Annotated in this window: 16 protein-coding genes; 1 reads left to right on the forward strand and 15 read right to left on the reverse strand. The window is 39.4% G+C overall.

Annotated elements, in window-relative coordinates; translation table 11 throughout:
* Positions 1 to 46 precede the first annotated feature (46 nt).
* From rpsA to BUA02_RS00955, 7 genes are all read right to left on the reverse strand, one after another.
* Positions 47 to 1,189 (reverse strand): 30S ribosomal protein S1, encoded by a 1,143-nt coding sequence (gene rpsA / locus BUA02_RS00925; RefSeq protein WP_071176528.1) that lies wholly within the window; start codon positions 1,187 to 1,189, stop codon positions 47 to 49.
* Positions 1,170 to 2,024 carry a 4-hydroxy-3-methylbut-2-enyl diphosphate reductase gene (ispH, locus tag BUA02_RS00930; RefSeq protein WP_072700239.1) on the reverse strand — a complete coding sequence of 285 codons (855 nt, stop codon included), beginning with the start codon at positions 2,022 to 2,024 and terminating at the stop codon, positions 1,170 to 1,172. The genes rpsA and ispH overlap by 20 nt, the downstream gene beginning before the upstream one ends.
* 8 nt (positions 2,025 to 2,032) lie before the next feature.
* On the reverse strand, positions 2,033 to 2,692 hold the full coding sequence (gene cmk, locus BUA02_RS00935; RefSeq protein ID WP_072700241.1) for a (d)CMP kinase: 660 nt from the start codon (positions 2,690 to 2,692) through the stop codon (positions 2,033 to 2,035).
* Positions 2,693 to 2,711: 19 nt separating this feature from the next.
* On the reverse strand, positions 2,712 to 3,977 hold the full coding sequence (locus BUA02_RS00940; protein ID WP_072700243.1) for a BaiN/RdsA family NAD(P)/FAD-dependent oxidoreductase: 1,266 nt from the start codon (positions 3,975 to 3,977) through the stop codon (positions 2,712 to 2,714).
* Positions 3,978 to 3,988: 11 nt separating this feature from the next.
* Positions 3,989 to 4,930 carry a MurR/RpiR family transcriptional regulator gene (locus BUA02_RS00945; RefSeq protein ID WP_071176532.1) on the reverse strand — a complete coding sequence of 314 codons (942 nt, stop codon included), beginning with the start codon at positions 4,928 to 4,930 and terminating at the stop codon, positions 3,989 to 3,991.
* The gene (locus tag BUA02_RS00950; RefSeq protein WP_072700245.1) at positions 4,927 to 5,478 is read right to left on the reverse strand and encodes a TetR/AcrR family transcriptional regulator; all 552 of its coding nucleotides are present in this window, start codon (positions 5,476 to 5,478) and stop codon (positions 4,927 to 4,929) included. Before BUA02_RS00950 ends, BUA02_RS00945 begins: the two co-directional genes overlap by 4 nt.
* Positions 5,479 to 5,596: 118 nt before the next feature.
* Positions 5,597 to 6,295: an MgtC/SapB family protein gene (locus BUA02_RS00955; protein WP_072700247.1), complete on the reverse strand. Its 699-nt coding sequence runs from the start codon at positions 6,293 to 6,295 to the stop codon at positions 5,597 to 5,599.
* Between the two features lie 316 nt (positions 6,296 to 6,611).
* Between BUA02_RS00955 and BUA02_RS00960 the strand changes: the two genes are divergently transcribed.
* Positions 6,612 to 9,170 (forward strand): bifunctional diguanylate cyclase/phosphodiesterase, encoded by a 2,559-nt coding sequence (locus BUA02_RS00960; protein ID WP_072700249.1) that lies wholly within the window; start codon positions 6,612 to 6,614, stop codon positions 9,168 to 9,170.
* On the opposite strand, the gene BUA02_RS00965 is transcribed toward BUA02_RS00960, so the two are convergent.
* The 8 genes from BUA02_RS00965 to gap all read right to left on the reverse strand — a co-directional run bounded on the left by BUA02_RS00965 (position 9,156) and on the right by gap (position 22,308).
* Positions 9,156 to 9,686: a M48 family metallopeptidase gene (locus BUA02_RS00965; RefSeq protein ID WP_072700251.1), complete on the reverse strand. Its 531-nt coding sequence runs from the start codon at positions 9,684 to 9,686 to the stop codon at positions 9,156 to 9,158. The two genes, BUA02_RS00960 and BUA02_RS00965, sit on opposite strands and share 15 nt — an antisense overlap.
* A 1-nt stretch (position 9,687) precedes the next feature.
* Positions 9,688 to 12,768 (reverse strand): DEAD/DEAH box helicase, encoded by a 3,081-nt coding sequence (locus BUA02_RS00970; RefSeq protein WP_072700254.1) that lies wholly within the window; start codon positions 12,766 to 12,768, stop codon positions 9,688 to 9,690.
* 59 nt (positions 12,769 to 12,827) lie between these two features.
* The gene (locus BUA02_RS00975; protein WP_072700256.1) at positions 12,828 to 13,328 is read right to left on the reverse strand and encodes a shikimate kinase; all 501 of its coding nucleotides are present in this window, start codon (positions 13,326 to 13,328) and stop codon (positions 12,828 to 12,830) included.
* A 133-nt stretch (positions 13,329 to 13,461) separates the two neighbouring features.
* Positions 13,462 to 16,002 (reverse strand): carbohydrate-binding protein, encoded by a 2,541-nt coding sequence (locus tag BUA02_RS00980; protein ID WP_072700258.1) that lies wholly within the window; start codon positions 16,000 to 16,002, stop codon positions 13,462 to 13,464.
* Between the two features lie 461 nt (positions 16,003 to 16,463).
* Positions 16,464 to 18,794: a glycoside hydrolase family 2 TIM barrel-domain containing protein gene (locus BUA02_RS00985; protein ID WP_072700261.1), complete on the reverse strand. Its 2,331-nt coding sequence runs from the start codon at positions 18,792 to 18,794 to the stop codon at positions 16,464 to 16,466.
* Positions 18,795 to 19,029: 235 nt separating this feature from the next.
* Positions 19,030 to 19,776 (reverse strand): triose-phosphate isomerase, encoded by a 747-nt coding sequence (gene tpiA, locus BUA02_RS00990; RefSeq protein WP_071176541.1) that lies wholly within the window; start codon positions 19,774 to 19,776, stop codon positions 19,030 to 19,032.
* A 103-nt stretch (positions 19,777 to 19,879) separates the two neighbouring features.
* The gene (locus BUA02_RS00995; protein WP_072700263.1) at positions 19,880 to 21,118 is read right to left on the reverse strand and encodes a phosphoglycerate kinase; all 1,239 of its coding nucleotides are present in this window, start codon (positions 21,116 to 21,118) and stop codon (positions 19,880 to 19,882) included.
* A 164-nt stretch (positions 21,119 to 21,282) separates the two neighbouring features.
* A complete protein-coding gene (gene gap, locus BUA02_RS01000; RefSeq protein ID WP_026652051.1) occupies positions 21,283 to 22,308 on the reverse strand; it encodes a type I glyceraldehyde-3-phosphate dehydrogenase in 1,026 nt (341 codons plus the stop codon).
* Positions 22,309 to 22,342: the final 34 nt, after the last annotated feature.

Below are 22,342 nucleotides of genomic sequence, written 5' to 3' on the forward strand. Positions count from 1 at the left end.
AAAAGAGCGGTGGTCCATAGACCACCGCTCTAAGTAATAGTCTTTATCAATTCTCTTCGTTCTGCTCTGCGATAACCTTATCGATATCTACTGAAACAACATCTGAATCATCAGCAGCTGCCTCTTCGCTAGGCTCTGGAGCAAACATAGCCTTGATTGAAAGGCTGATCTTCTTCTCATCCTCGTTGAAGTCTACGATCTTAGCTTCAACTTCCTGACCTACCTTAAGTACGTCTGCTGGCTTCTCAACATGCTCTTTAGCGATCTGAGAAACATGAAGTAAAGCGTCAATACCTGGCTCAAGCTCTACAAATGCACCGAAATCTGTCATTCTAGCAACTTTACCCTTTACTACATTTCCTACAGCATACTTGTCTGTAGCATCCTTCCAAGGATTCTCGTTGTCAAACTTTCTTGAAAGAGCAATCTTGCTACCATCAATTGACTTAACAAGAACCTTAACTGTATCTCCAACCTTGAAGACTTTCTTAGGGCTCTCAACACGTCCCCAGCTCATCTCTGAAATATGGAGAAGTCCGTCTGCACCACCAAGATCGATGAATGCACCGAAATCTGTAACATTCTTAACAACACCGTCAACTACATCGCCAGCTTTGATTGTATCAAAGAGCTTCTTAGCCTGCTCAGCCTTCTCAGCTGTAACAAGCATTCTTCTGTTTCCGATGTATCTTCTTCTCTTAGGATTGTACTCAGTTACTACGAACTGGATCTCCTGATCCTGATACTTTGAAAGATCTTTTTCATAGCTGTCTGATACAAGGCTAGCTGGAATAAAGATTCTAACCTCATCAACTACTACTGTGAGTCCACCCTCAAGTACCTGAACAACCTTAGCTGTAAGTACTTCTTTGTTGTTGAAGGCTTCTTCGATTCTCTTGTTGCCTCTGTCGATGGCAAGTCTCTTGTATGAAAGAATAACCTGTCCGTCAGCATCGTTGGTCTTAAGGACCTTAACGTCCATTGTGTCACCAACTTTAACGGCGGTTGTAAGGTCAATGCTGTTGTCGTTGCTATATTCGTTCTTGGTTAAAATACCGTCGGACTTGTAACCAATGTTAAGGATTATCTCGTCAGGCTTAACGTCAATAACAGTTCCCTCAACAACCTCCCCTGTGTGAATTGTTTTGAACGATTCGTTAAGCATCTGTTCAAAAGTTTGTTCTGACATAATTCTGAACCTCCTCGATAATGTTCTTTGGGGTTGATGCCCCGGCGGTAATACCCACTAATGATACATCCTCTCCTAATTTAAGATGCAGATCATCAAGGGTTTGAATAAAATATGTTCTGGCACATTTCTGACTGCATATTTCATACAGTTTTCTTGAATTAGAACTGTGCGCTCCTCCAATCACAATCATGACATCAGCTTCAGATGCAATCTTCTCTGCTTCTGACTGACGTTCATCCGTTGCATTGCATATAGTATTCACAATATTAATATTGTAACCGTTATTTTTAAAGATTTCAACGGTTTCTTGAAATTTCTTCTTGTTGAATGTAGTCTGTGACACAACTGTGTATTCCAGTTCCCTGTTTTCGCTGAATTTTGCTGCATTTTCAGGACTGTCTACAACATACACTCTATCTCCGGCATAACTGACAATTCCTTCAACTTCAGGATGGTTAGCACTGCCTACCACTATAATGCCCTTACCGTTTCCACTCTCTTCCTGAACGATCTTGTGAATTCTTTTTACAAAAGGACATGTGGCATCGATCACCTCAAGGCCAGTCCTCGAAAGCTTCTCATGTACCTCTTTGGTAACGCCATGAGATCTGATGACAATGATCCCATTTTCAAGACCTTCGATCTCTTCCGGGCTCTCTATGACCTTCACGCCTTTTTTCTCAAGATCTCCAACAACGATCTCATTGTGGATTATGGGACCATATGTATAAATATTCAAGTCGGTCTTTTTTTCGATCTGTTCATAAACAGTATCAACTGCTTTTGTTACACCAAAGCAAAAACCTGCATGTTCAGCTACTACTACATTCATATAATAACTCACTTTCTGAATAACTGAATTATCTTTTCTGCCACTTCATTTATTGACATATCTGATGAATCTACAAGAACAGCATCGTCTGCCTGCTTTAAAGGAGATATATCTCTGTGCATATCTCTGTAGTCACGATCTATAATATCCTTCTCGATAGTATCGATGTCACATTCAACGCCCTTTGCAGTTAGCTCCTTATATCTTCTGTCAGCTCTTACCTTAGAGCTTGCTGTAAGGTAAACCTTAAGCTCAGCATTAGGAAGTACCACTGTTCCAATGTCTCTTCCATCCATAACAACATCTGTTTCGCTGGCAAGCTTTTGCTGAAGTTCAACAAGCTTCTTTCTAACATCACCATTTACGCTACTAGCAGATGCCATATTTCCAACTTCCTCAGTTCTGATGAGGCCGTTTACATTTTCTCCATTTAGATAAACTACCTGTTCACCATTTTCATGTTTGATGGTGATATCAGCTTCTACGCAGGTCTTACTGATCTTGTCTGATTCTTCCGCTTTGATACCCTTTTTTATCATGAAAAGAGCCATTGCTCTATACATTGCACCTGTGTCAACGTATATAAATCCAAGTTCCTTAGCTACCATCTTAGCTATTGTGCTCTTTCCTGCTCCTGCAGGTCCATCAATTGCGATTGCTTTTCCCATATCATATCTCCTAAAAAAATTAAATAACAGCAGATTTACCTGCCAAATGTCCAGTAGACCAGGCTACCTGAAGGTTATAACCTCCAGTCTCAGTATCCACATCAATAACTTCTCCAGCAAAGAAAAGTCCGGAAACAAGCTTTGATTCCATAGTGGATGGATTTATTTCCTTGACGTTTACTCCGCCTTTTGTGATGATGGCTTCATTAAAGCTTCTGGTTCCAGTAATGGTCATAGGAAGGTTCTTGATAAGCTTCACAAATCCAAGCCTTTCTTCCTTGGTGATCTCATTTACTTTTTTGTCTGGATCGATTCCTGATAATCTTATCATTACAGGAATTAGTTTGGAAGGGAACAATCCTCCCACAACATTTTTAAAACTCTTATTGAGGTTATCTTCAAAATCTCTTAAAACTCTTTTATCAAGCTGTTCATCTGTAAGAGCTGGCTTAAGATCAAGAACAAGCTTGTAGTTCTTCGTCTTTTGATAATAACAACTGCTTGTGAGAACTAAAGGTCCGCTTACTCCAAAATGAGTAAAAAGCATCTCTCCAAAGCCGTCGTAAACTGGTTTTACTTTCTTCTTTTTTGCTTCGCTGTTCTGATCGTCAAGAAGCATCTTAAGTCCAACATTTTTCAGCGACAATCCCTGAAGCTCTCTGCACCATGGCTCTTTTATCTCAAATGGAACAAGGGATGGCTCAGGATCAACAATGGTGTGCCCCATGCTCTTTGCGAATTTGTATCCATCACCGGTTGATCCTGTTGAAGGATAGGACATTCCGCCAGTGCAAACGATAACACTGTCAAACTCTTCCCTTGTAATAGGCTCATCATCTCTGCCATAGGTGACAGCACTTACAGCCCCTGCACTGCTCTCTATCGAAAGGATTTCTGTTCCAAACTCAACTTTTACACCTGCTTTTTTAACAGCATCAAACAAAGTTCTGATGATATCGGATGAGTGATCGCTGACAGGAAATACCCTCTCTCCACGCTCTGTTTTAAGGTGACATCCGTTATTTTCAAAAAAATCCATAACTGCATTATTGTCAAAATCATATACCGCGCTGTACAAAAATCTTGGATTTCTCCTGACATAATTAAAATAGTCAGCTACATCGCAGGCGTTTGTTACATTACATCTTCCTTTTCCTGTGATATAGATCTTTTTGCCAGGTTTTTCATTTTTCTCAAAAATAGTGACGCTTCCGCTGCCCTGTGCAGCAGCAAGCGCCGCCATCATACCAGCTGCTCCGCAGCCAATAACTGCAATTTTTTTCATTAAAAATCCTCTTACGCTTCCTCTTTATCTTTATTTTTACCAAGAGGATAGCCGATCATTGGTGCATCTGATGCAAAATCTATCTCATCATTTAGATACACCTGATAATTATTCCATGTCTCTTCCAGCATCTTAAGGTCAGCCGCAACTTCATTTGGTCTCTTCATACAAAGAGCTACAACGAGCGCATTTATAACACTAAGCGGCGCAACTAATGAATCAACAATAGACGCCATCTCGCTCTTAGCCAAAAGATTGCAGGATGAATACAGGTTCATAGGTGAATGAACAGAATCTGTTATGGTAATAACCTTGGCATTTCTGTCATTTGCAAATTCCATGCACTTAAGTGTCCTCATAGAATAGCGTGGAAAGCTAATTCCTATGATACAGTCTCTGTCATTTATCCTGATCATCTGCTCAAACATCTCAGAAACACTAGTTGTCCTGATAAGAATGTTATTGCCTCTGATGATATTAAGATAAAAATGTAAAAAGTCAGCTAATGGTTCACAGCTGCGAAGGCCCACAATGTATACTGTTCTAGCCTTAAGTATTATATCAACTGCTGTTTTAAAAGCTGCCACATCAATATTATTGATGGTATGCTCTATATTCGCCATATCTGACTGCAGGATAGTTGAAAGTATCTCGCCTTCATTACTCTTTCCAAATTTTCTTCCGACCTTCTCAACAGAACCAAATTTGTCACTTACCCATACAGAAAGAGATTTCTGAAACTCAGGGTATCCTTCATAACCAAGACTCATTGCAAATCTTACAACTGTTGATTCGCTCATTCCAACCATCTTGCCCACTTCTGCAGCAGTCATAAATACAGCCTGCTCATAGTGGTCACATATATATTGAGCAATAGATTTCTTTCCTTTGCTCATTCTGGAGTAGCACTCGTTAATTCTGGTGATTACATCAACATCTTTTTCGAACTTCATAGACTAAATGCCTTATATGCTGACTCAAGCATAGCTACTGATGTCTCTTTGTCGAGATCATAATCTCCTGTTGCAGCCATACATCCAGCACCATGAATGAATATCCACATCTGCATAAAAAGCTGCTGCGCATTGGTAACCCCCTTAGCAGCTGCCTTATTTATCTCTTTAACAACATTCTCACTAGAACCATTTACAAGATCGTACATGCTCTTGCTCTCAGGTCCCTGCTCTGAAATAAAAAGAAGTCTGAAAAGATGAGGATATTTCTGAGCAAAGCCAATATAAGCAAGTCCAAGGTCAACAAATGGAACTTCATGAGACTTTTCATAATCGTTATAATAACTCTCGTAATATTCTGCCGCTTTATCATAAACGTCCTTTTTGAGCGCATCCATATTCTCGTAAATACGGAATATAGGCTGAGTCGAACAACCTGCTGCAGCTGCGAGCTTTCTAGAAGTAATCTGCTCAAAGCCTTCTTTTCTTGTGATCTTAAATGCCGCATTTACAATTTCTTTCTGCGTAATCGTAGCTTTTCTGGACATTGGTATCCCTCCCAAACAAAATTTGCGCATGCCTCAAAAATAAAAAGCACGCGTTATTATTTTACAAAAATAGCGGGACTGTGTCAACACAGACCCGCCACAAAAAGCTCAAGTTTTCTTAGATTTCTTCTACATAGCTGACATATTCAAGTTCATTTAACATAGCCATTATTTCCTGGTGTGAACGCTTTTTATCAAAATCAATATCAATGATTATTGCCGCGTCTGATGACTGAAGAGTTTTCTCTTTACTCTTTGTCATACTATTTACAGAAAAGCCCTGAGTAGTTATCCACTTTGTAAGCTTTCTGACTCCGCCATCTTTATTAACCTCAATATACAAGCTGATATATTTGCTATACTCTTCAACCTTCTTACTAAGCTGCATAAGTACAATGTTAGCAAGCATGATCAATAAGAAGCAGATGATACCAACCACAAGATATCCACCACCTATCGCCATTCCCATGCAGGATGTAACCCAAAGTGAAGCAGCTGTTGTAAGTCCTTTGATCTGTTTCTTTCCTGTTACAAGAATTGTACCTGCACCAAGAAAACCTATACCACTTACAACACCAGCAGGTATTCTGCTGACATCAGCAGAAAGGCCAGGAAGCATTGCCAGATAGACATTAAGTGAAGTTGCTACTGCTGATCCAAGGCTCACAAGTGCAAAGGTCTTGATTCCAGCGCTGTGTCTTTTGACAACTCTTTCCCATCCAATAAGACTTCCAAAGAATGTAGCCAACAATAATCTGATCCCTACAGCAATATCATTAGCACTTTCCAAGTAGTCTAGTATCATTCCAATACTCATCCCTTATCTCCAATCACATATATATTTCCCTATGCTAGGATTATACTCCACTACCAGCAAAAATGAATCATCCATTTACTTGCAAATCTTGTATTATCTACGAAAAAAACGCGTTTTTATTCATAAACTTTTGATTATAAAGGATAAATATTTAATAAATAATACATTAACAAATTAGCAAATGCATACTGTGTCTGCATTTGATTGATATCACTTGATTTTCTTAAGTTTTCATAAACACGGTTATTTTTATGTTTTTATGTTAAAATATTTACAATAAATTAAATTTTCTGACTTTTCCGACGGAGGACACAACTTGTTAAGCGCAGCTGAAGACAAAAAAAGACTTGAACAATACTTCATCGATAATATCGACAAAGCAATTGCTAATGAATGGATAAAGGCTTATCACCAGCCTTTAATTCGTGCTGCCAGCGGTCTTGTTTCCGACGAAGAAGCCTTTGCAAGATGGGAAGACCCTGACGGCAACTATTATACTGCTTCTGAATTTGTTCCTGCATTAGAAAAAGAAAAGATCACTTACAAACTCGACCTTTATATGGTAGAGCGCGTGCTCAAAAAGATGAAAGGCCAGTCAAAGCATGGCCTATTCATAGTGCCTGAATCAGTGAATCTTTCCAGCTCAAGTTTTCATAACTGCGACATGGTAAAAGAGATCTTAAAAAGGATTGACGCTTCTGGTATTCCAAGATCAAAGCTGTCAGTTGAGTTGTCAGAAAAAGCCATCGCATCTGATCCTGATTTCATGAAAGAGCAAGTAGACAATTTAAGGCAAGAAGGAGTAAAAGTATGGCTTGATGCCTATGGTAATGGATATTCTTCGTTATTGTTGCTCCTAAAAATACAATTTGATCTTCTAAAAATTGATAAAAAATTTGTTGACCAAATAGGCAAAAACGAAAATGGACAGATCATCCTTACTGAGCTTATCAGAACTGCAATGGCAATTGGACTTGATACTGTGGCTGAGGGTGTCGAAACTAAGATGCAGGCTGATTTTCTCATGGAAATAGGCTGTACCAAGCTCCAGGGATACTATTTCATAGAGCCTATTTCACTGGCCCAGATCATCGAGAGAAATAAAAACGGTATACAAATCGGATTTGAGAATCCTAATGAGGTTGAATATTTTGATATTGTTGGAAAAGTAAATCTCTATGATCTCTCTTTCCCTAAAGACAAAGATTCTACTTTGAATAAATACTTTGACACTATGCCTATGGCTATTTTTGAAATGGATAGCACTAAGGCAACTTTAGTCAGAAGTAATAAGAGCTATAGAGAATTTATGGCAACAAATTTCCCAGCATTTAAACCAGTCAAGGAATATATGTATGATGCTTTCAAGTCAAGACCAGGCCTGTATTCTTTTAACGCAGTAAGACAATGTGCTTTGGATGGTAAAAGAGTCATATTAGACGACAGATTAAAGGACGGAAGAATACTTCATCTTTTGATCAACCGAATAGCTGTAAATCCAGTAACTGGCGCAGCCGCAGTTTCTATAGTTGTACTTTCGATCGACGATTCAGTTGTAAAAGCAGGCCTAAACTATAACTATATTGCACGCGCCCTTTCTGAAGACTACATCAATCTGTATATGGTCAACATGGATGACGACACCTTTACTGAATATAAAGCAGATGGAATTAACCGCGATATTTCCTTTAACAAATATGGCGATAATTTCTTCGACATTTATAGAGATGAATTTGAATATGAGATGACGCCTGAAGATAAGGAACAGCTAAATAAAGTCTTCACAAAAGAAAACGTCATAGATAATCTGAAAAAAGAAGGCGTATACTCCATATTCACGAAGGTCGTGATCGATAAAGTTCCGACATATGTAAATATTAAGATTGTACAGATACGAGGCGATGGAAACTTCATCCTTGTGGGAATAAATAACGTAGATAAGCAGATAAAGACCAGAGAAGCTCTTGAGAAAGCCAAAGAAGAAAAGATCATATATTCAAGACTTGGCGCTCTTTCTGAAGACTACATCTACATTTTTACTGTAGATCCATTAACATCAAGTTACAAGAAGTATAATCCTTCAGACACAGTTTCGGACCTCGGTCTTCCTGAAGAAGGCGATGATTTCTTTGGCGAAGTAATCAAACGAGCAAGTAAAGGAATCTACGAAGATGATGTGGATTTTTTCCTTACTTCTTTTACAAAAGAAAATGTCTTCAAGCAAATTGAGACCAAGGGACTATACGAAAATCATCATAGGCTAAAAATATCAGGTGTTCCGATTTATGTAGTAATGCGTGCTAATCTAGTCAATGAAGATGGACATGATAAGCTTATCGTTGGTATCTTCAATATTGATAACAAAGTCAAAAAAGACAGAGAATATGCTGAAAATCTCTATGCTGCCGAAAGCAAAGCCAACATTGACGAGCTTACAGGAGTCAAGAACAAGAACGCTTATTCCGAAACTGTGGCGACACTTAATGAGCTTATCGAAAGAGGCAGCATGACTCCATTTGCTATTGCCGTCTTTGATATCAACGGCCTTAAAGAAGTTAATGATACACAAGGACACCAGGCTGGTGATGAATTCATCAAAAAAGGCCGTGACATGATCTGTAGATTTTTTAAACACAGTCCGGTTTATAGAATTGGTGGCGATGAGTTTGTAGTCATCGTGCAAGGATATGATTTCCTGAACATCGATTCTATCATGACAAAAATACATAAGCACAATGTCAAAAACAGACTCAAAGGAGATATTGTCGTTGCTGCCGGTTGTTCCAAATACGCAGGCGATCCAAGCGTAGCAACTGTTTTTGAAAGAGCAGATAAAGAGATGTATGATAATAAGAGAGAATTAAAAAAGATGTGAGTTGGTTTTAAGCCAGCTCCTTCTTTTTTTGTAATCAGGAATGATTTTTTCAACCTCCGCCCAGAATCTTGGTGAGTGATTCATCTCTTTTCTATGGCAAAGTTCATGTACGACCACATAATCAATAACTTCATCAGGAGTCTTCATAAGAAGGCAGTTAAAATTAAGATTGCCCTTTGCACTACAGCTCCCCCATCTGCTTTTTTGCATGCGAATAGTTATAGTGCCATAATCTACACCTATTAGCTTGGCATAGTATTCCACCTTAGGCGGAATCACTCTCTTTGCCTTAGTCACAAGATACTTTACTTCCTGCTTAGAAATTGGCTCTGCTTTTTCTAAATGCTTAACCGCTTCTAAGTGTTTATCTATCCAATCAGCCTTTTCACCAATAAACCGGTTGATCTCTGATACAGGGTACCTGATAGGTGCTCTGACAACCACTCTTCCATCACTTGTCACCTGTATTGCAAGAGTTCTTCTTTTGCTTCGTATAAGTTCTATCTTTCTATCCATGTTATCCCAATAATTCCAGCAATTCTTCCTTTGATAGTTTTGGAGTACTAAGAGAATCAGAATTAAGAAGCTGATCTGCCAGTTCCTTTTTCTTATTCTGAAGAAGTATTATCCTCTCCTCTATGGTATCTTTCATAATAAGTCTGTATACAGTCACAACATTCTTTTGCCCGATTCTATGAGCTCTGTCCGTTGCCTGATTCTGTACAGCTATATTCCACCAATGGTCATAGTGGATCACTATATCAGCAGCAGTAAGGTTAAGTCCTGTTCCTCCAGCCTTTAAGGAAATGCAAAATACCGGGGTATCATCCTCCTGAAATGCGTCCACCATCTTGATCCTATCTTCTTTTTTGGTAGCTCCCGTCAGCAGATAATGGCTAATACCCTCTTTAGCTAAGAGTTTTGATATCCTGTCAAGCATGGATGTGAACTGTGAGAACAGCAACACCTTGTGGCCACTTTCCGCAGCACTTTTGACCATTTCCAGCAAAAGATCCGCTTTGGCACTGCCCCCATTATAGTTTTCATATATAAGTCCAGGATCACAGCATAGTTGGCGAAGCCTTGTGAGCTCAGAAAGTATCGCGATCCTATCCCTTTTTATTTCCTCATCGTCTTTGGAATGAACCAGCATCTTTACTCTCTGAAGATGGGCTTTATACAGCTGTTCCTGTTCCTTGGTCATCTGAGAAACAATGTTTTCCTCTAGTTTATCAGGAAGATCCTTAAGAACATCCTTTTTGAGTCTTCTAAGCACGAAAGGAGCTATCATTCTCCTTAAGTGCTGCATCTCATCGCCGTCTCCATCAGACACAACCGGAATCTCTATCTTTTCCTTGAAATTCTTGTAATTAAAAAGGTATCCCGGCATGCAAAAGTCAAAAATACTCCAAAGTTCACTCAGTCTATTCTCAATAGGAGTTCCTGTAAGAGCAGCTTTAAATCCAGCTTTAACTGACTTAACAGCTTTAGCAACCTGTGTTGAAGGATTCTTGATGAACTGAGCCTCATCTATTATCACGCACTCAAAGGAAAGATATCTGTACAGATCGATATCTCTTCTAAGAAGATCATAAGATGTTATGATAACATCTGTTTTCTCTTCATCAATCTCTGATGTAACCCTTTCTCTATCTGGCTTGATACCCACCGCCAGTTCACAATTAAGTTCAGGTGTAAAGCGTTGTATCTCATGTTGCCAGTTGTATACCAAAGATGCAGGACAAACAATAAGAGAACACCTATTATTTATCCCCTGCCTTTTAGCTTCCTCTTTCATTGATAAAAGAAGTGATAACACCTGCAACGTTTTACCAAGTCCCATATCATCAGCAAGAATTCCACCAAAGCCATTTGCCTTAAGTGTTCTAAGCCAGTAATAACCCGCTTTTTGATAATCTCTAAGAACATCCTGCAAAGAATCAGGAATATCATATTCTTTCTCATAACTTCCCGCAAAGGTATTTACAAGCTTTTTAAATTCTCTACTTAGACTTATATGTGAGAATTCATAGTCTTTGCTCTTATCTGCAAGCTCATCCAGGAAAAGAGCTCTGAACTTAGGTATAGAAACGTGGCCTTCAGCAAGATCGTTTTTGGACAGTAAAAGTCCATCTCTAAGAGAGTAGAGAATATCCATCTCCTTACTTGAAAGGTCTAATACTTCCCCACTCTTTAGTCTGTAGTACTTTTTCCTTCTGTCATATCTGTTCAAAATATCATCAAGCTCTTTTACTGAAATATCTTCTGGAACAATAGACAGTTCCAAAAGGTCGGAAACCACTGATACTCCAAGATTTATCCTTGGAGCAGCTTTGATATTTATGGAATGGATAGCCTCCGAAAGATACACATCTCCCAGACCATACAAGATCTTAATATCCTGCGTTAAGAATGAATATATCTTATCTTCGCTACTTTCATCTGCTTCAATATATAAAACGCCTTTTTTATTATCCATGTTATCAAAGAAAGGACTTATGGTCTTAGCAATCTTACTTTCTTTAAACAAATCTCTTTTTATGAATCCTCTGGCATCATTTCCGCCACTATTTATTCCATCATCGAAGTTTCTTCCAAAAATGTGGAATATCTGCTCATCATATCTGTCTGCATTGTAAACAGCCTGAACATCACAAGTGATAGTATATGTATCAGGCATATCAAGGTATATTCTAAATTTTGGTACATCCGGTGAGTATTTTGCGACATCAAATCCATCAATGCTCACATTCATATACTCATTTAATACAGGCAAAAGACCTGACGAAAACAGTGGAAGATCCTTTTCCGCAATAAAAAGTTCATTTTCTGTTCTTCTAGAAGAAAGAAAAGTCAAAAATGGAAGTATCGATGCACAGTCTTTTCTAGGTATAACATGGATCTTTCTCTTTTTTTCAAAATAAATATTTGAATAACCCTCAAACATGGTAAAAGGAGCCGCTTCAAAGGTAACTCCATTTGCAGTTTTTTCTATTGAAAGATCTATCGGCGGAAAAGTTTCGTCTTTTTCAAGAAGTCTCTCGTCAATGTGCCTTGCCCTGAAATCTTTGTTCACAAAATAGAGACTGTTAACAGAAGCAAAAAACTCATCAATCTCATGACCTTTTAGTTCTATTTCCTTGTTATGTCCCTTTCCATAAGGGTAAGAGACTGTTCTTTTTTCTCTGAAATAATCATTTAAAAAACTTATGATATTAAGAGTCTCTTCTGTGAATGCTTTTTTATCATGGGTAAAAGAAAGATGTTTGCCGTAGCTTACTGTTTCGCATTCCTCTACAGCAGTCAAGAAATCAGAGATGTCTTTTAGCACGTAGCAAGCACCAGACATTCTGTCACAGATATTAAAGCTAAGCGTCATCTTATCTCTATAGTAAGCCACATGGGGCTCAAGCTCTATAAGAGAAGCTTTTTTATACAATAAAGGGGCATTACTCTCTGGAGAGTATGCCCTTAATAATTTTTTGGTCTCAAAAGAAGTATAATGGAAGTCACTTCGAGCATCAGAAACAAACCTCCTACCTGAGGCCGTAATGAACTCACTTTTTGCGCTTTCATTCTGATTATGATCTGATATCATGGTACCCCTTTAACAATACAAAATCTTCATCAATGTATCATTAAATTATACCATATTCCTTATTTGAGTACACTCAGAAGCTCCGCTACAACCTCTTCCATAGTACTATTTTTCTCATCTACAGTGATATCTGCATATTTTTCATATAAACCGCTTCGTTCATTGTACAAGGAAATAAGAGATTGTCCTTCTTTCATGACTACTCCGCGCTGCTTGACATCCTTAAGACGCTTTGTAAGTTCATCCATTGAAACCTTAAGATAAACAACGGTTCCAAGATTCTTGTAATGCTCCATGGCTTCGCTTCCATAGACCACACTTCCACCTGTAGCAATTACGCTCTTTTCAACTTCAATTCCTGTATTTATCTTATTTTCAATATCAATAAAGCCATCTATTCCTTCTTGTGCGATTATCTCAGAAAGCTTGCGGCCATCTTTTTCCTGAATAACAATATCGGCGTCCACAAAATTATAACCAAGTATCTTGGCTAAAATTACGCCTACTGTACTTTTCCCCGAAGCAGGCATTCCAATCAGGATTATGTTGTTTTTTTTCATAATGTACCTCCCAAAAGAGCTAAGCCCTTTTGCAACTGTCTAAGTATAACAGAAAAAGGATATAACTGCCATATGACAGTTATATCCTTTTGTTTACTCATCCATCTAGAGATCAGACAAATTTAGCATATCATCACTCAAGGATGTACTCGATTGAATCACCGATTGAACCTGAACCAATGATACCAAACTGAGCTGAGCTGTTTGGATAGATTCTGTAGTTCCAATCAAGAGGAGTAATTACATAGTAATCGCCTTCTTCTGCTACGTTTACGCACCAGCTTGAATCGATCTTAACATCCTTCTTGCTGATCTTAACCTTCCATCCATCGACGTTCTCGCCCGTCTTGTTAACTACTGCAAAGTTTACAACATAACCTGTTCCCCAGCTGTTGATTGCATACTCGAAAGTAGCACCTGAAGCTGATGGCTGCTCTGGCTGCTCTGGCTGTTCTGGCTGCTCCGGCTGCTCTGGCTGCTCTGGCTGTTCTGGCTGTTCTGGCTGTTCTGGCTGTTCTGGCTTAGTTACCTTCCAAGAATCAAGATCAACTTCACCAACTCTACCTGTGATAGTGATATCCTTAGCGCCCTTAAGGTCAGCTACAGTAAACTCCTTAGTTACAAACTGTCCGTTTGTGCCTGTAAGCCTAAGTGTTGCAACAGTATTACCGTCTACTCCACCTTCTTTAACCTCAAGCCATGCAGCAGCACTTGATCTGTATGTGATAACGAATTTATCTGCACCGTCAAACTGTACATTGCTGAAGGTTACGTGATTGCCTGACTTAATACCTGCAACATATGTTACATTGCCTTCTGTCTTAGTCTCTACATTTGAAAGTGCACCTGTCTCAGCCTCTACTGCATCATATGGATTATATGATGAAGGAATTTCTGGCTGTGTTGGCTGTTCTGGTTGCTCTGGCTGTTCTGGCTGCTCTGGAGTTGTAGCCTTGTTAACCTTCCAAGAATCAAGATCTACTTCACCAACCTGAGCCTGGAATGTGATATCCTTAGCGCCTGTGATCTCAGTAGTTACCTTGAAGTCTTTTGTTACGAACTGACCATTTGTGTTTGAAAGTCTAAGTGTTGTAAGTGTCTTACCAGCTACTCCACCTTCCTTAACATCAAGCCATGCAGGACCATTAGTTCTGTATGTTACTGTGATTGTATCAACACCATCGAACTGAACATTCTTGAATCCAACAAGGTTGCCCTTCTTGATACCTGCAACGTATGTTACATTGCCTTCTGTCTTAGCTTCTACATTTGCAAGTGTACCTGTCTCAGCCTCTACTGTCTCATATGGATTGTATGAAGCAGGTGTTTCTGGCTGTGTTGGCTGTTCTGGCTGCTCTGGCTGCTCTGAAGCCTTGTTTGCCTTCCAGGAATCGATATCTACTTCGCCCTTCTCGCCAAAGAATACGATTGTCTTTGCACCAGAAACGCTCTCTTTTACCTTGAAGTCCTTAGTTACAAACTGGCCCTTTGTATCTGCAAGTTTGAAGGATGCGATAACCTTACCAGCTACGCCATTCTCCTTAACTTCTACAACTGACATACCATTTGCTTTGTATGTAAGTGTGAATGTATCAACACCATCAAACTCAACGTTCTTGTATGTTATTGAGCTTCCCTTCTTGATACCTGCAACGTATGTTACATCGCCTTCTGTCTTAGCTTCTGCATTTGCAACAGCTCCGTTCTCAGCCTGTACTGTCTCATATGGATTATATGATGAAGGAAGTTCTGGCTGTGTTGGCTGTTCTGGCTGCTCTCCCTGTTTCTTGCTAAAGCTAAAGGAATCAAGATCGAATGTACCCTTCTTAGAGAAGATGTAAAGGTTCTTAGTACCTTTAACTTCATTCTTAACTGTAAATTCCTTTGTTACAAACTGTCCATCTGTACCATTAAGCATAACAGTTGCAACAGTTGGACCATTCAATTTGCCATCTCTGATTTCTAATGCAGCTGGTCCATTTGATCTATATGTTACTGTGATTTTATCTACACCATCAAATTCAACATTATTGAACTGAACGACCTTGCCAGGAGCGATGCCTGCAACATATGTTGTATCACCTTCCTTAGCTGTCTCAGCATTTGTTAGAATACCATTCTCAGCCTGTAATGTCTCATATGGATTATATGAAGCTGGCTGTTCAGGCTGTACTGGCTGTTCAGGAGTCTCTGTTGACTCTAAAGGAGTTGCTCTCCAATAATCAAAATCAATGTTACCAAGCTTACCAACAAAGTAAAGGTCATGTTTTCCTGAAACTTCCTTAATATTTCCTGAATTAAACTCCTTGAAAGCCCCCTTTGTGTTTCCTAATCTAACAAGACCAAGTGACTCACCGTCAACTGAATCAATTCGTACATCAACAAGGGCTGCTCCACCTGTTCTTCCGTTAATATAGAACTTATCTACTCCCTTTGAAAAATCAACATCTTTAATTAAAATATAATCATCCTGCTCGAAGCTTGAAAGATACTGCACGTCTCCTTCTGTTTTAGCTTCTACTCCGGACATTCCAAAGTTTATTTCAGCCTGTGCAATTCCGTAAGGATTCTTCTTTGGAGCTGCAAAAGTAGTTACAGCCGTTGAATCAAACCCAATGATGACAGCACTAGAAAGCAGAACTCCGCTTAACAAAGCAGCTAATCTTCTTTTCATACAAACCTCCTTGTGAATTTAGTGTTTAGTTTCTTTTCTGATACTTAAACGTTTAAGATTACTCAAGCAAGTACATACTAGCATTACCTCCCAAAACGTACTTCTCAAAAAATGCTCCATATTTATCAAAAAGTGCTATTATCAGAAAATTTGGTGATATTCTGTATTTTAACCAATTTTTTCTGAATATATTTGTAAACTTTTACTTAACATTTTAAGCATCCTATTTTTATTTGCGGCTATGTTCTAAATCCTCAGTATTCATGCGCTCTTTTAGCTTTGCAAGTATTGTAAAATACTTTATATCATTAATTTTATCATCTTCAAAACTAATTTATAACATTATTTTGAACTTATATATTTTTAATTAATTTCCTTTTTGTAACATCCAATGTAACATATTATGGTATTCTCATAACAAAAACCCTTGAATTGTCTGACAATTCAAGGGCTTGATTTTTTTATTTTCTCGTTATCACCTGAGCTAATCCATGGAAGGTATTAACATATCCCGCTTTGCCAGGCGTATGATCAGAAGGGTTACCATTCGACGCTCCAAGAAGTTCTCCCCATTCCTTAGGAATATCGAATCTAACATCTGCATTTGGCACTGGATTTCTATTTTTATCTAAAAGAGCTATCTTACGGATCACAATATTTCCTTCTCTGTAATCCTCTGTTACTTCAAGCCTTGCAGACTTTTTATCCGCCGTTTCATTAACCTCTCTAGATACCTCTTTTCCATTCCTATAGCCAACCACTTCCATCTTCCCATGCTCAGAAAGGATATTTTCCCAAATAAGATAATCTCCATCTTTCATAGCTTTTTTTCCGTAGCTCTTTCCATTTAGGATAAGCTCAACTTCTTCCGCATTGGAAAAAACATAATAGTCAGTAGGAACTCCGGTCTCCCCATTCATATCAGGATAAGCATGGATCACTTCATCTTTACTCCACCATGACTTATAGAAATAATAAAAGTCCTTTGGATTTCCACAAAGATCCATAGCCCCAAACTGGCTACTGATAGCTGGCCAGGCAAATGGAGTCGGTTCTCCATAATAATCAAATCCTGTCCATATAAAGAGTCCACTTATCCATTCAGGTTTGCAATGGCGCCACCTTTCTGCTCCAAACATGTACCAGTCTCTTTTCTCGTTGATAGCAAGATGACACTTTTGTGCATCAGTTTTATAGCAACCTCTTGTCGACTTAAATGTGCCCTGCTCTGTACATATAAATGGTATATCCGGATATTCCCTATGAAATTTCTCATAGAGGTCACTGTGATAATTAAAACCTGCCACATCAAGTTCTTTAAATATTCCTTCAAGCAGCTTATAATCCTCTATCTGAGTATTAGTCTTCATGTCCAGCATCAAAAGAGCCATGGTAACAGGTGTATATGGATCAAGATGTTTTATGAATTTCTTCATTATCCTGGCAATCCTTGCTCCCTGACTTGTTGTCTGGGTCTGAGCTTCTTCGTTTCCGATAGAATACATGATAACGCTTGGGTGATTACGGGCTATCTTCACCATTCTTTCAAGCTCCGAGAGGTCTTTTGATGCGCTTGATAAAACTCTTGTCTCAAGCATTACAACCATCCCCTCTTCATCGCATATAGAAAGAAAATCCTCTGTCAAAGGATAATGTGCTCCTCTATAACCATTGGCTCCCATTTCTTTGAGTTTCTTGATGCGATAACGCATAACCTCTTTTGGAACAGCACTTCCAAGTCCGCCATGATTCTGATGACAGCAAACTCCCTTTATCTTGACCTGCTCACCATTTAAAAGAAATCCTTTATTATTATCAAATTCAATATTCCTGATACCAAAGGTCTTCTTATCAACATTGCAGATCTCGTCTCCGTCAATAAGAGTAATGATAAGCTCATATAGATTAGTATCATCAAGCGACCACATTTTTACTTCATCTTCTTCAAATTCAAAAGACGTTACTAATCTCAAGTCACCATCTCCAAGCTCAAAGATCAGCTTTTCATCAGTCTCTTCATACTTATCTATTGGTTCTGATATTATTTCCTCAAGATCATAATCGATCTTCTTAACAACCTTACCAGTTCTCTTTTCGCAAATCTCAAGATTAAGATATTTCTGATCATATCCCTCAAGGTTACATAATCTGCAAGAAAAATTCATGTGTACTCCGTCATTTTCCACCGGAGTTCCATGAATAAACGCATCCTCTATATGTTTTTCTTCTACAACCTTTAGATACGCATCTCTATAGATTCCGCCACCTTCATAAAACCATCCTTCAGCCTCTCTTGCATCGCACTTAATAGATATAACATTCTCCTCACCATAGGCAGCTACATCAGTAATATCAAGAGTAATCCTTGAATAACCGCTTGGCTCATGCTCAACAAAAAATTCATTTAAATATATCCAGGAATCTCTATAGATGCCATCAAAGATAAGGTATATCTTCTTTCCCTCATATTCCTCAGGGATAAAGAAATGCTTTCTATACCATCCAACATTTTTATCAAAAGATCCCGCTGTAGTATGGGCATTATTTACATCCTCCATAGCAGGTATCGTATTATCTTTTCCAAATTCTTTTTCAGAATAATCATAGACCTTTGTTTCAAACACAAAGTCGTGAGGAAGTGTAACATCCTTCCAGCCTGAATCATCATATGCTTTACTCTCAGGTCCCTGGTTAAAAGATCCTGATTTAGCCCATCCCCATCTATTTCTGATAGTATCTATATCTCCAAAGTGAAACTTCCAACCATCGTTAAAACTCTTAAGTTCCTGCATGCCTTCTCTCCTAGTCTTTTAAAATAGCTGATAACTCACTTTGATTCTAGCAAAATGCCCAATTCAATTCCTTTTACTTTCTTCACTTTTTCTTGCATTTTCAACTTTATTTTCATATGTGATAGGAAATTCAGGTTAACATCCAATGTTTCAGATCATGAACATAAAAAACCCGGAAAGTTTTAGGATTGAACTTAAAACTTCCCGGGTCAAAAAATATCAATAATTGAAAATATTATGCATTAACAATCTTACCGAAGTCAGGCTTAAGGCTTGCTCCACCAATAAGTCCACCATCGATGTTAGGCTTTGAAAGAAGCTCTGCAGCATTACCAGCGTTCATTGATCCGCCGTACTGGATACGAACTTCATCAGCTGTTGCCTGATCATAAAGCTTAGCGATAAGTGCACGGATAAGTCCGCAAACTTCCTCAGCCTGATCAGCTGTAGCTGTCTCACCTGTTCCGATAGCCCAGATTGGCTCGTAAGCGATAACAAGCTTCTTAACCTGATCTGCTGTTACGCCATCAAGATCCCAAGTGATCTGTCTCTCAATCCACTCCTTGTATGTGTCAGCCTTACGAAGCGCAAGTGACTCACCACAGCAAAGGATTGGTGTAAGACCTGAAGCGAATGCCTTCTTAACCTTCTGGTTGATAAGGATATCGTTCTCGCCGAAGATATCTCTTCTCTCAGAATGTCCAATGATAACATACTCTACTCCAGCATCCTTGAGCATAGGAGCTGAAATCTCACCTGTGAATGCACCATTGTCTACGATGTAGAAGTTCTCAGCACCAACATGTACGTTTGTGCCCTTAACAGCCTCTACTACAGGTACGATATCGATTGCTGGTACGCAGTAAACTACGTCTACAGCATCATTCTTTACTAAATCTTTAAGCTCTGCGCATAATGCAACTGCCTCGCTAGGAGTCTTGTTCATTTTCCAGTTGCCCGCAATAATACGTCTTCTAGACATATATAAAGTTCCTCCAAATTGTAATAATGAGGTTCTGCTCTCGCACCTTCGGTGCTCGCCAGAACAAGTTTCACACTAAGCTCGATAAAACCTCGCTAAGTGTTCAGTCTTTATTGTCTGCAGCATATACACCAGGAAGCTTCTTGCCCTCAAGGAACTCAAGAGATGCTCCACCACCTGTTGAGATGTGGCTCATCTTGTCAGCATAGCCAAGCTGGTTAACAGCTGCAGCACTATCACCACCACCGATAATTGTTGTAGCAGATGTCTCTGAAAGTGCCTTAGCAACTTCCTTTGTACCTGTTGCAAGAACTGGGTTCTCGAATACGCCCATAGGTCCGTTCCATACTACTGTCTTAGCAGACTTAACTGCCTCTGAGTAAAGAGCGATTGTCTTAGGTCCGATATCAGCACCCTCTTTGTCAGCAGGAATCTTATCAGCATCAACAACTGTTGTGTTGATTGAAGGATTGTCGATAGGGTTAGGGAACTCATCGATACATACAGCATCAACAGGAAGAAGAAGCTTCTTGCCGAGCTTGTCAGCCTTCTCCATCATTTCCTTACAATAATCAACCTTTGTCTCATCAAGGAGTGACTTACCAACTTCGTATCCCTTAGCCTTAAGGAATGTGTAAGCCATACCACCACCGATGATAAGAGTATCGCACTTCTCAAGAAGAGTATTGATAACGTTGAGCTTATCAGCAACCTTAGCACCACCAAGGATAGCTACGAAAGGTCTAACTGGATTCTCAACAGCGTTTCCAAGGAAGTCGATCTCCTTCTGCATAAGGTAACCAACTACATTGCTTCCGCCCTTTTCTGTGATGAACTTTGTAACACCAGCTACAGAAGCGTGTGCTCTGTGAGCTGAACCAAAAGCGTCGCATACATAATCATCAGCAAGATCAGCAAGCTCCTTTGCAAAAGCCTCACCAGCCTCTTCAGGCTTAGTCTCTTCCTTGCCTCTGAAACGTGTATTCTGAAGAAGAACTACATCTCCCTCTTTCATAGCTGCAACAGCAGCTGTAGCATCAGCACCAGTTACGTTGTAGTCAGCTACGAACTTAACTTCCTTGCCAAGCTTCTCTGAAAGTCTCTTTGCTACTGGAGCAAGTGACTCGCCCTCGTTAGGGCCATTCTTTACCTTACCAAGGTGTGAGCAAAGGATAACCTTTCCACCATCTTTGATAAGCTTATTGATTGTAGGAAGAGCTGCAACAATTCTAGTCTCGTCTGTGATCTCACCATTCTTAAGAGGTACATTGAAATCGCAACGAACAAGAACACGACGGCCCTTTACGTTAATATCATCTACTGATTTTTTGTTTAATGACATAATTTTTCTCCTTATCTGTTTAAAAAAGGTCCGGCCCACTTGGACCGGACCTCTTAAATAAGATCTCTTTAAGTTGGATTCACAAGGTAGTTCTGCTCTCGCATCTTACGATGCTCGACAGAACCAAGTTCGAATCATCGCTTCGAAAGAACCTCAGCGGATTCTTACTTAACGAACTTCTCGAAGTACTTGATTGTACGAACCATCTGTGATGTGTATGAGTTCTCGTTGTCATACCATGAAACAACCTGAACTTCGTAAAGGTCATCACCGATCTTTGTAACCATTGTCTGTGTAGCATCGAAGAGTGAACCATATGTCATTCCAACGATATCTGAAGATACGATCTCATCCTCGTTGTAACCGAATGTCTCAGGATCTGAAGCCTTCTTCATAGCTGCGTTGATAGAATCCTTTGTTACTTCTGTAGCTGACTTAACAACTGCGAAGAGAAGTGTTGTTGAACCTGTAGGTACAGGAACTCTCTGAGCAGCTCCGATGAGCTTGCCGTTAAGTTCTGGGATAACAAGACCGATAGCCTTTGCAGCACCTGTTGAGTTAGGAACGATGTTAACAGCGCCTGCACGTGCTCTTCTAAGGTCGCCCTTTCTCTGTGGTCCGTCAAGGATCATCTGATCACCTGTGTAAGCATGGATTGTTGCCATGATACCAGACTGGATTGGAGCGTAGTCGTTAAGAGCCTTTGCCATAGGTGCAAGGCAGTTTGTTGTGCAAGATGCAGCTGAGATGATGTTGTCATCTGCTGTAAGTGTCTCGTGGTTAACGTTATATACGATAGTAGGAAGATCATTTCCTGCAGGAGCAGAAATAACAACCTTCTTTGCACCAGCGTTGATGTGTGCCTGAGCCTTATCCTTTGATGTGTAGAAACCTGTACACTCAAGAACTACGTCTACACCGATCTTACCCCAAGGAAGGTTATTAGCATCAGCCTCCTTGTAGATCTCGATCTCTTTACCATTTACTGTGATTGAGTGATCGCTGAATGAAACCTTATCAGCGTACTTGTACTTGCCCTGTGATGAATCATACTTAAGAAGGTGAGCAAGCATCTTAGGATCTGTAAGATCGTTGATTGCTACGATCTCTGTTCCCTCGTGCTCAAACATCTGTCTGAATGCAAGACGACCAATACGGCCAAAACCATTGATTGCTACTTTTACTGCCATTTTAAGTTCCTCCTAAAATGAATTATATATATTT

The organism is Butyrivibrio hungatei DSM 14810 (genome assembly GCF_900143205.1).
In the GTDB taxonomy this organism is placed as follows: domain Bacteria; phylum Bacillota; class Clostridia; order Lachnospirales; family Lachnospiraceae; genus Butyrivibrio; species Butyrivibrio hungatei.

Bases quoted from the DNA above. Each gene is read 5' to 3' on its own strand.
- rpsA (WP_071176528.1), bottom strand. From the start codon at position 1,189: ATGTCAGAACAAACTTTTGAACAGATGCTTAACGAATCGTTCAAAACA.
- BUA02_RS00955 (WP_072700247.1), bottom strand. From the start codon at position 6,295: ATGAGTATTGGAATGATACTAGACTACTTGGAAAGTGCTAATGATATT.
- cmk (WP_072700241.1), bottom strand. From the start codon at position 2,692: ATGGGAAAAGCAATCGCAATTGATGGACCTGCAGGAGCAGGAAAGAGC.
- ispH (WP_072700239.1), bottom strand. From the start codon at position 2,024: ATGAATGTAGTAGTAGCTGAACATGCAGGTTTTTGCTTTGGTGTAACA.
- BUA02_RS00945 (WP_071176532.1), bottom strand. From the start codon at position 4,930: ATGAAGTTCGAAAAAGATGTTGATGTAATCACCAGAATTAACGAGTGC.
- BUA02_RS00965 (WP_072700251.1), bottom strand. From the start codon at position 9,686: ATGGATAGAAAGATAGAACTTATACGAAGCAAAAGAAGAACTCTTGCA.
- BUA02_RS00975 (WP_072700256.1), bottom strand. From the start codon at position 13,328: ATGAAAAAAAACAACATAATCCTGATTGGAATGCCTGCTTCGGGGAAA.
- BUA02_RS00970 (WP_072700254.1), bottom strand. From the start codon at position 12,768: ATGATATCAGATCATAATCAGAATGAAAGCGCAAAAAGTGAGTTCATT.
- gap (WP_026652051.1), bottom strand. From the start codon at position 22,308: ATGGCAGTAAAAGTAGCAATCAATGGTTTTGGCCGTATTGGTCGTCTT.
- BUA02_RS00980 (WP_072700258.1), bottom strand. From the start codon at position 16,002: ATGAAAAGAAGATTAGCTGCTTTGTTAAGCGGAGTTCTGCTTTCTAGT.
- tpiA (WP_071176541.1), bottom strand. From the start codon at position 19,776: ATGTCTAGAAGACGTATTATTGCGGGCAACTGGAAAATGAACAAGACT.
- BUA02_RS00985 (WP_072700261.1), bottom strand. From the start codon at position 18,794: ATGCAGGAACTTAAGAGTTTTAACGATGGTTGGAAGTTTCACTTTGGA.
- BUA02_RS00950 (WP_072700245.1), bottom strand. From the start codon at position 5,478: ATGTCCAGAAAAGCTACGATTACGCAGAAAGAAATTGTAAATGCGGCA.
- BUA02_RS00995 (WP_072700263.1), bottom strand. From the start codon at position 21,118: ATGTCATTAAACAAAAAATCAGTAGATGATATTAACGTAAAGGGCCGT.
- BUA02_RS00940 (WP_072700243.1), bottom strand. From the start codon at position 3,977: ATGAAAAAAATTGCAGTTATTGGCTGCGGAGCAGCTGGTATGATGGCG.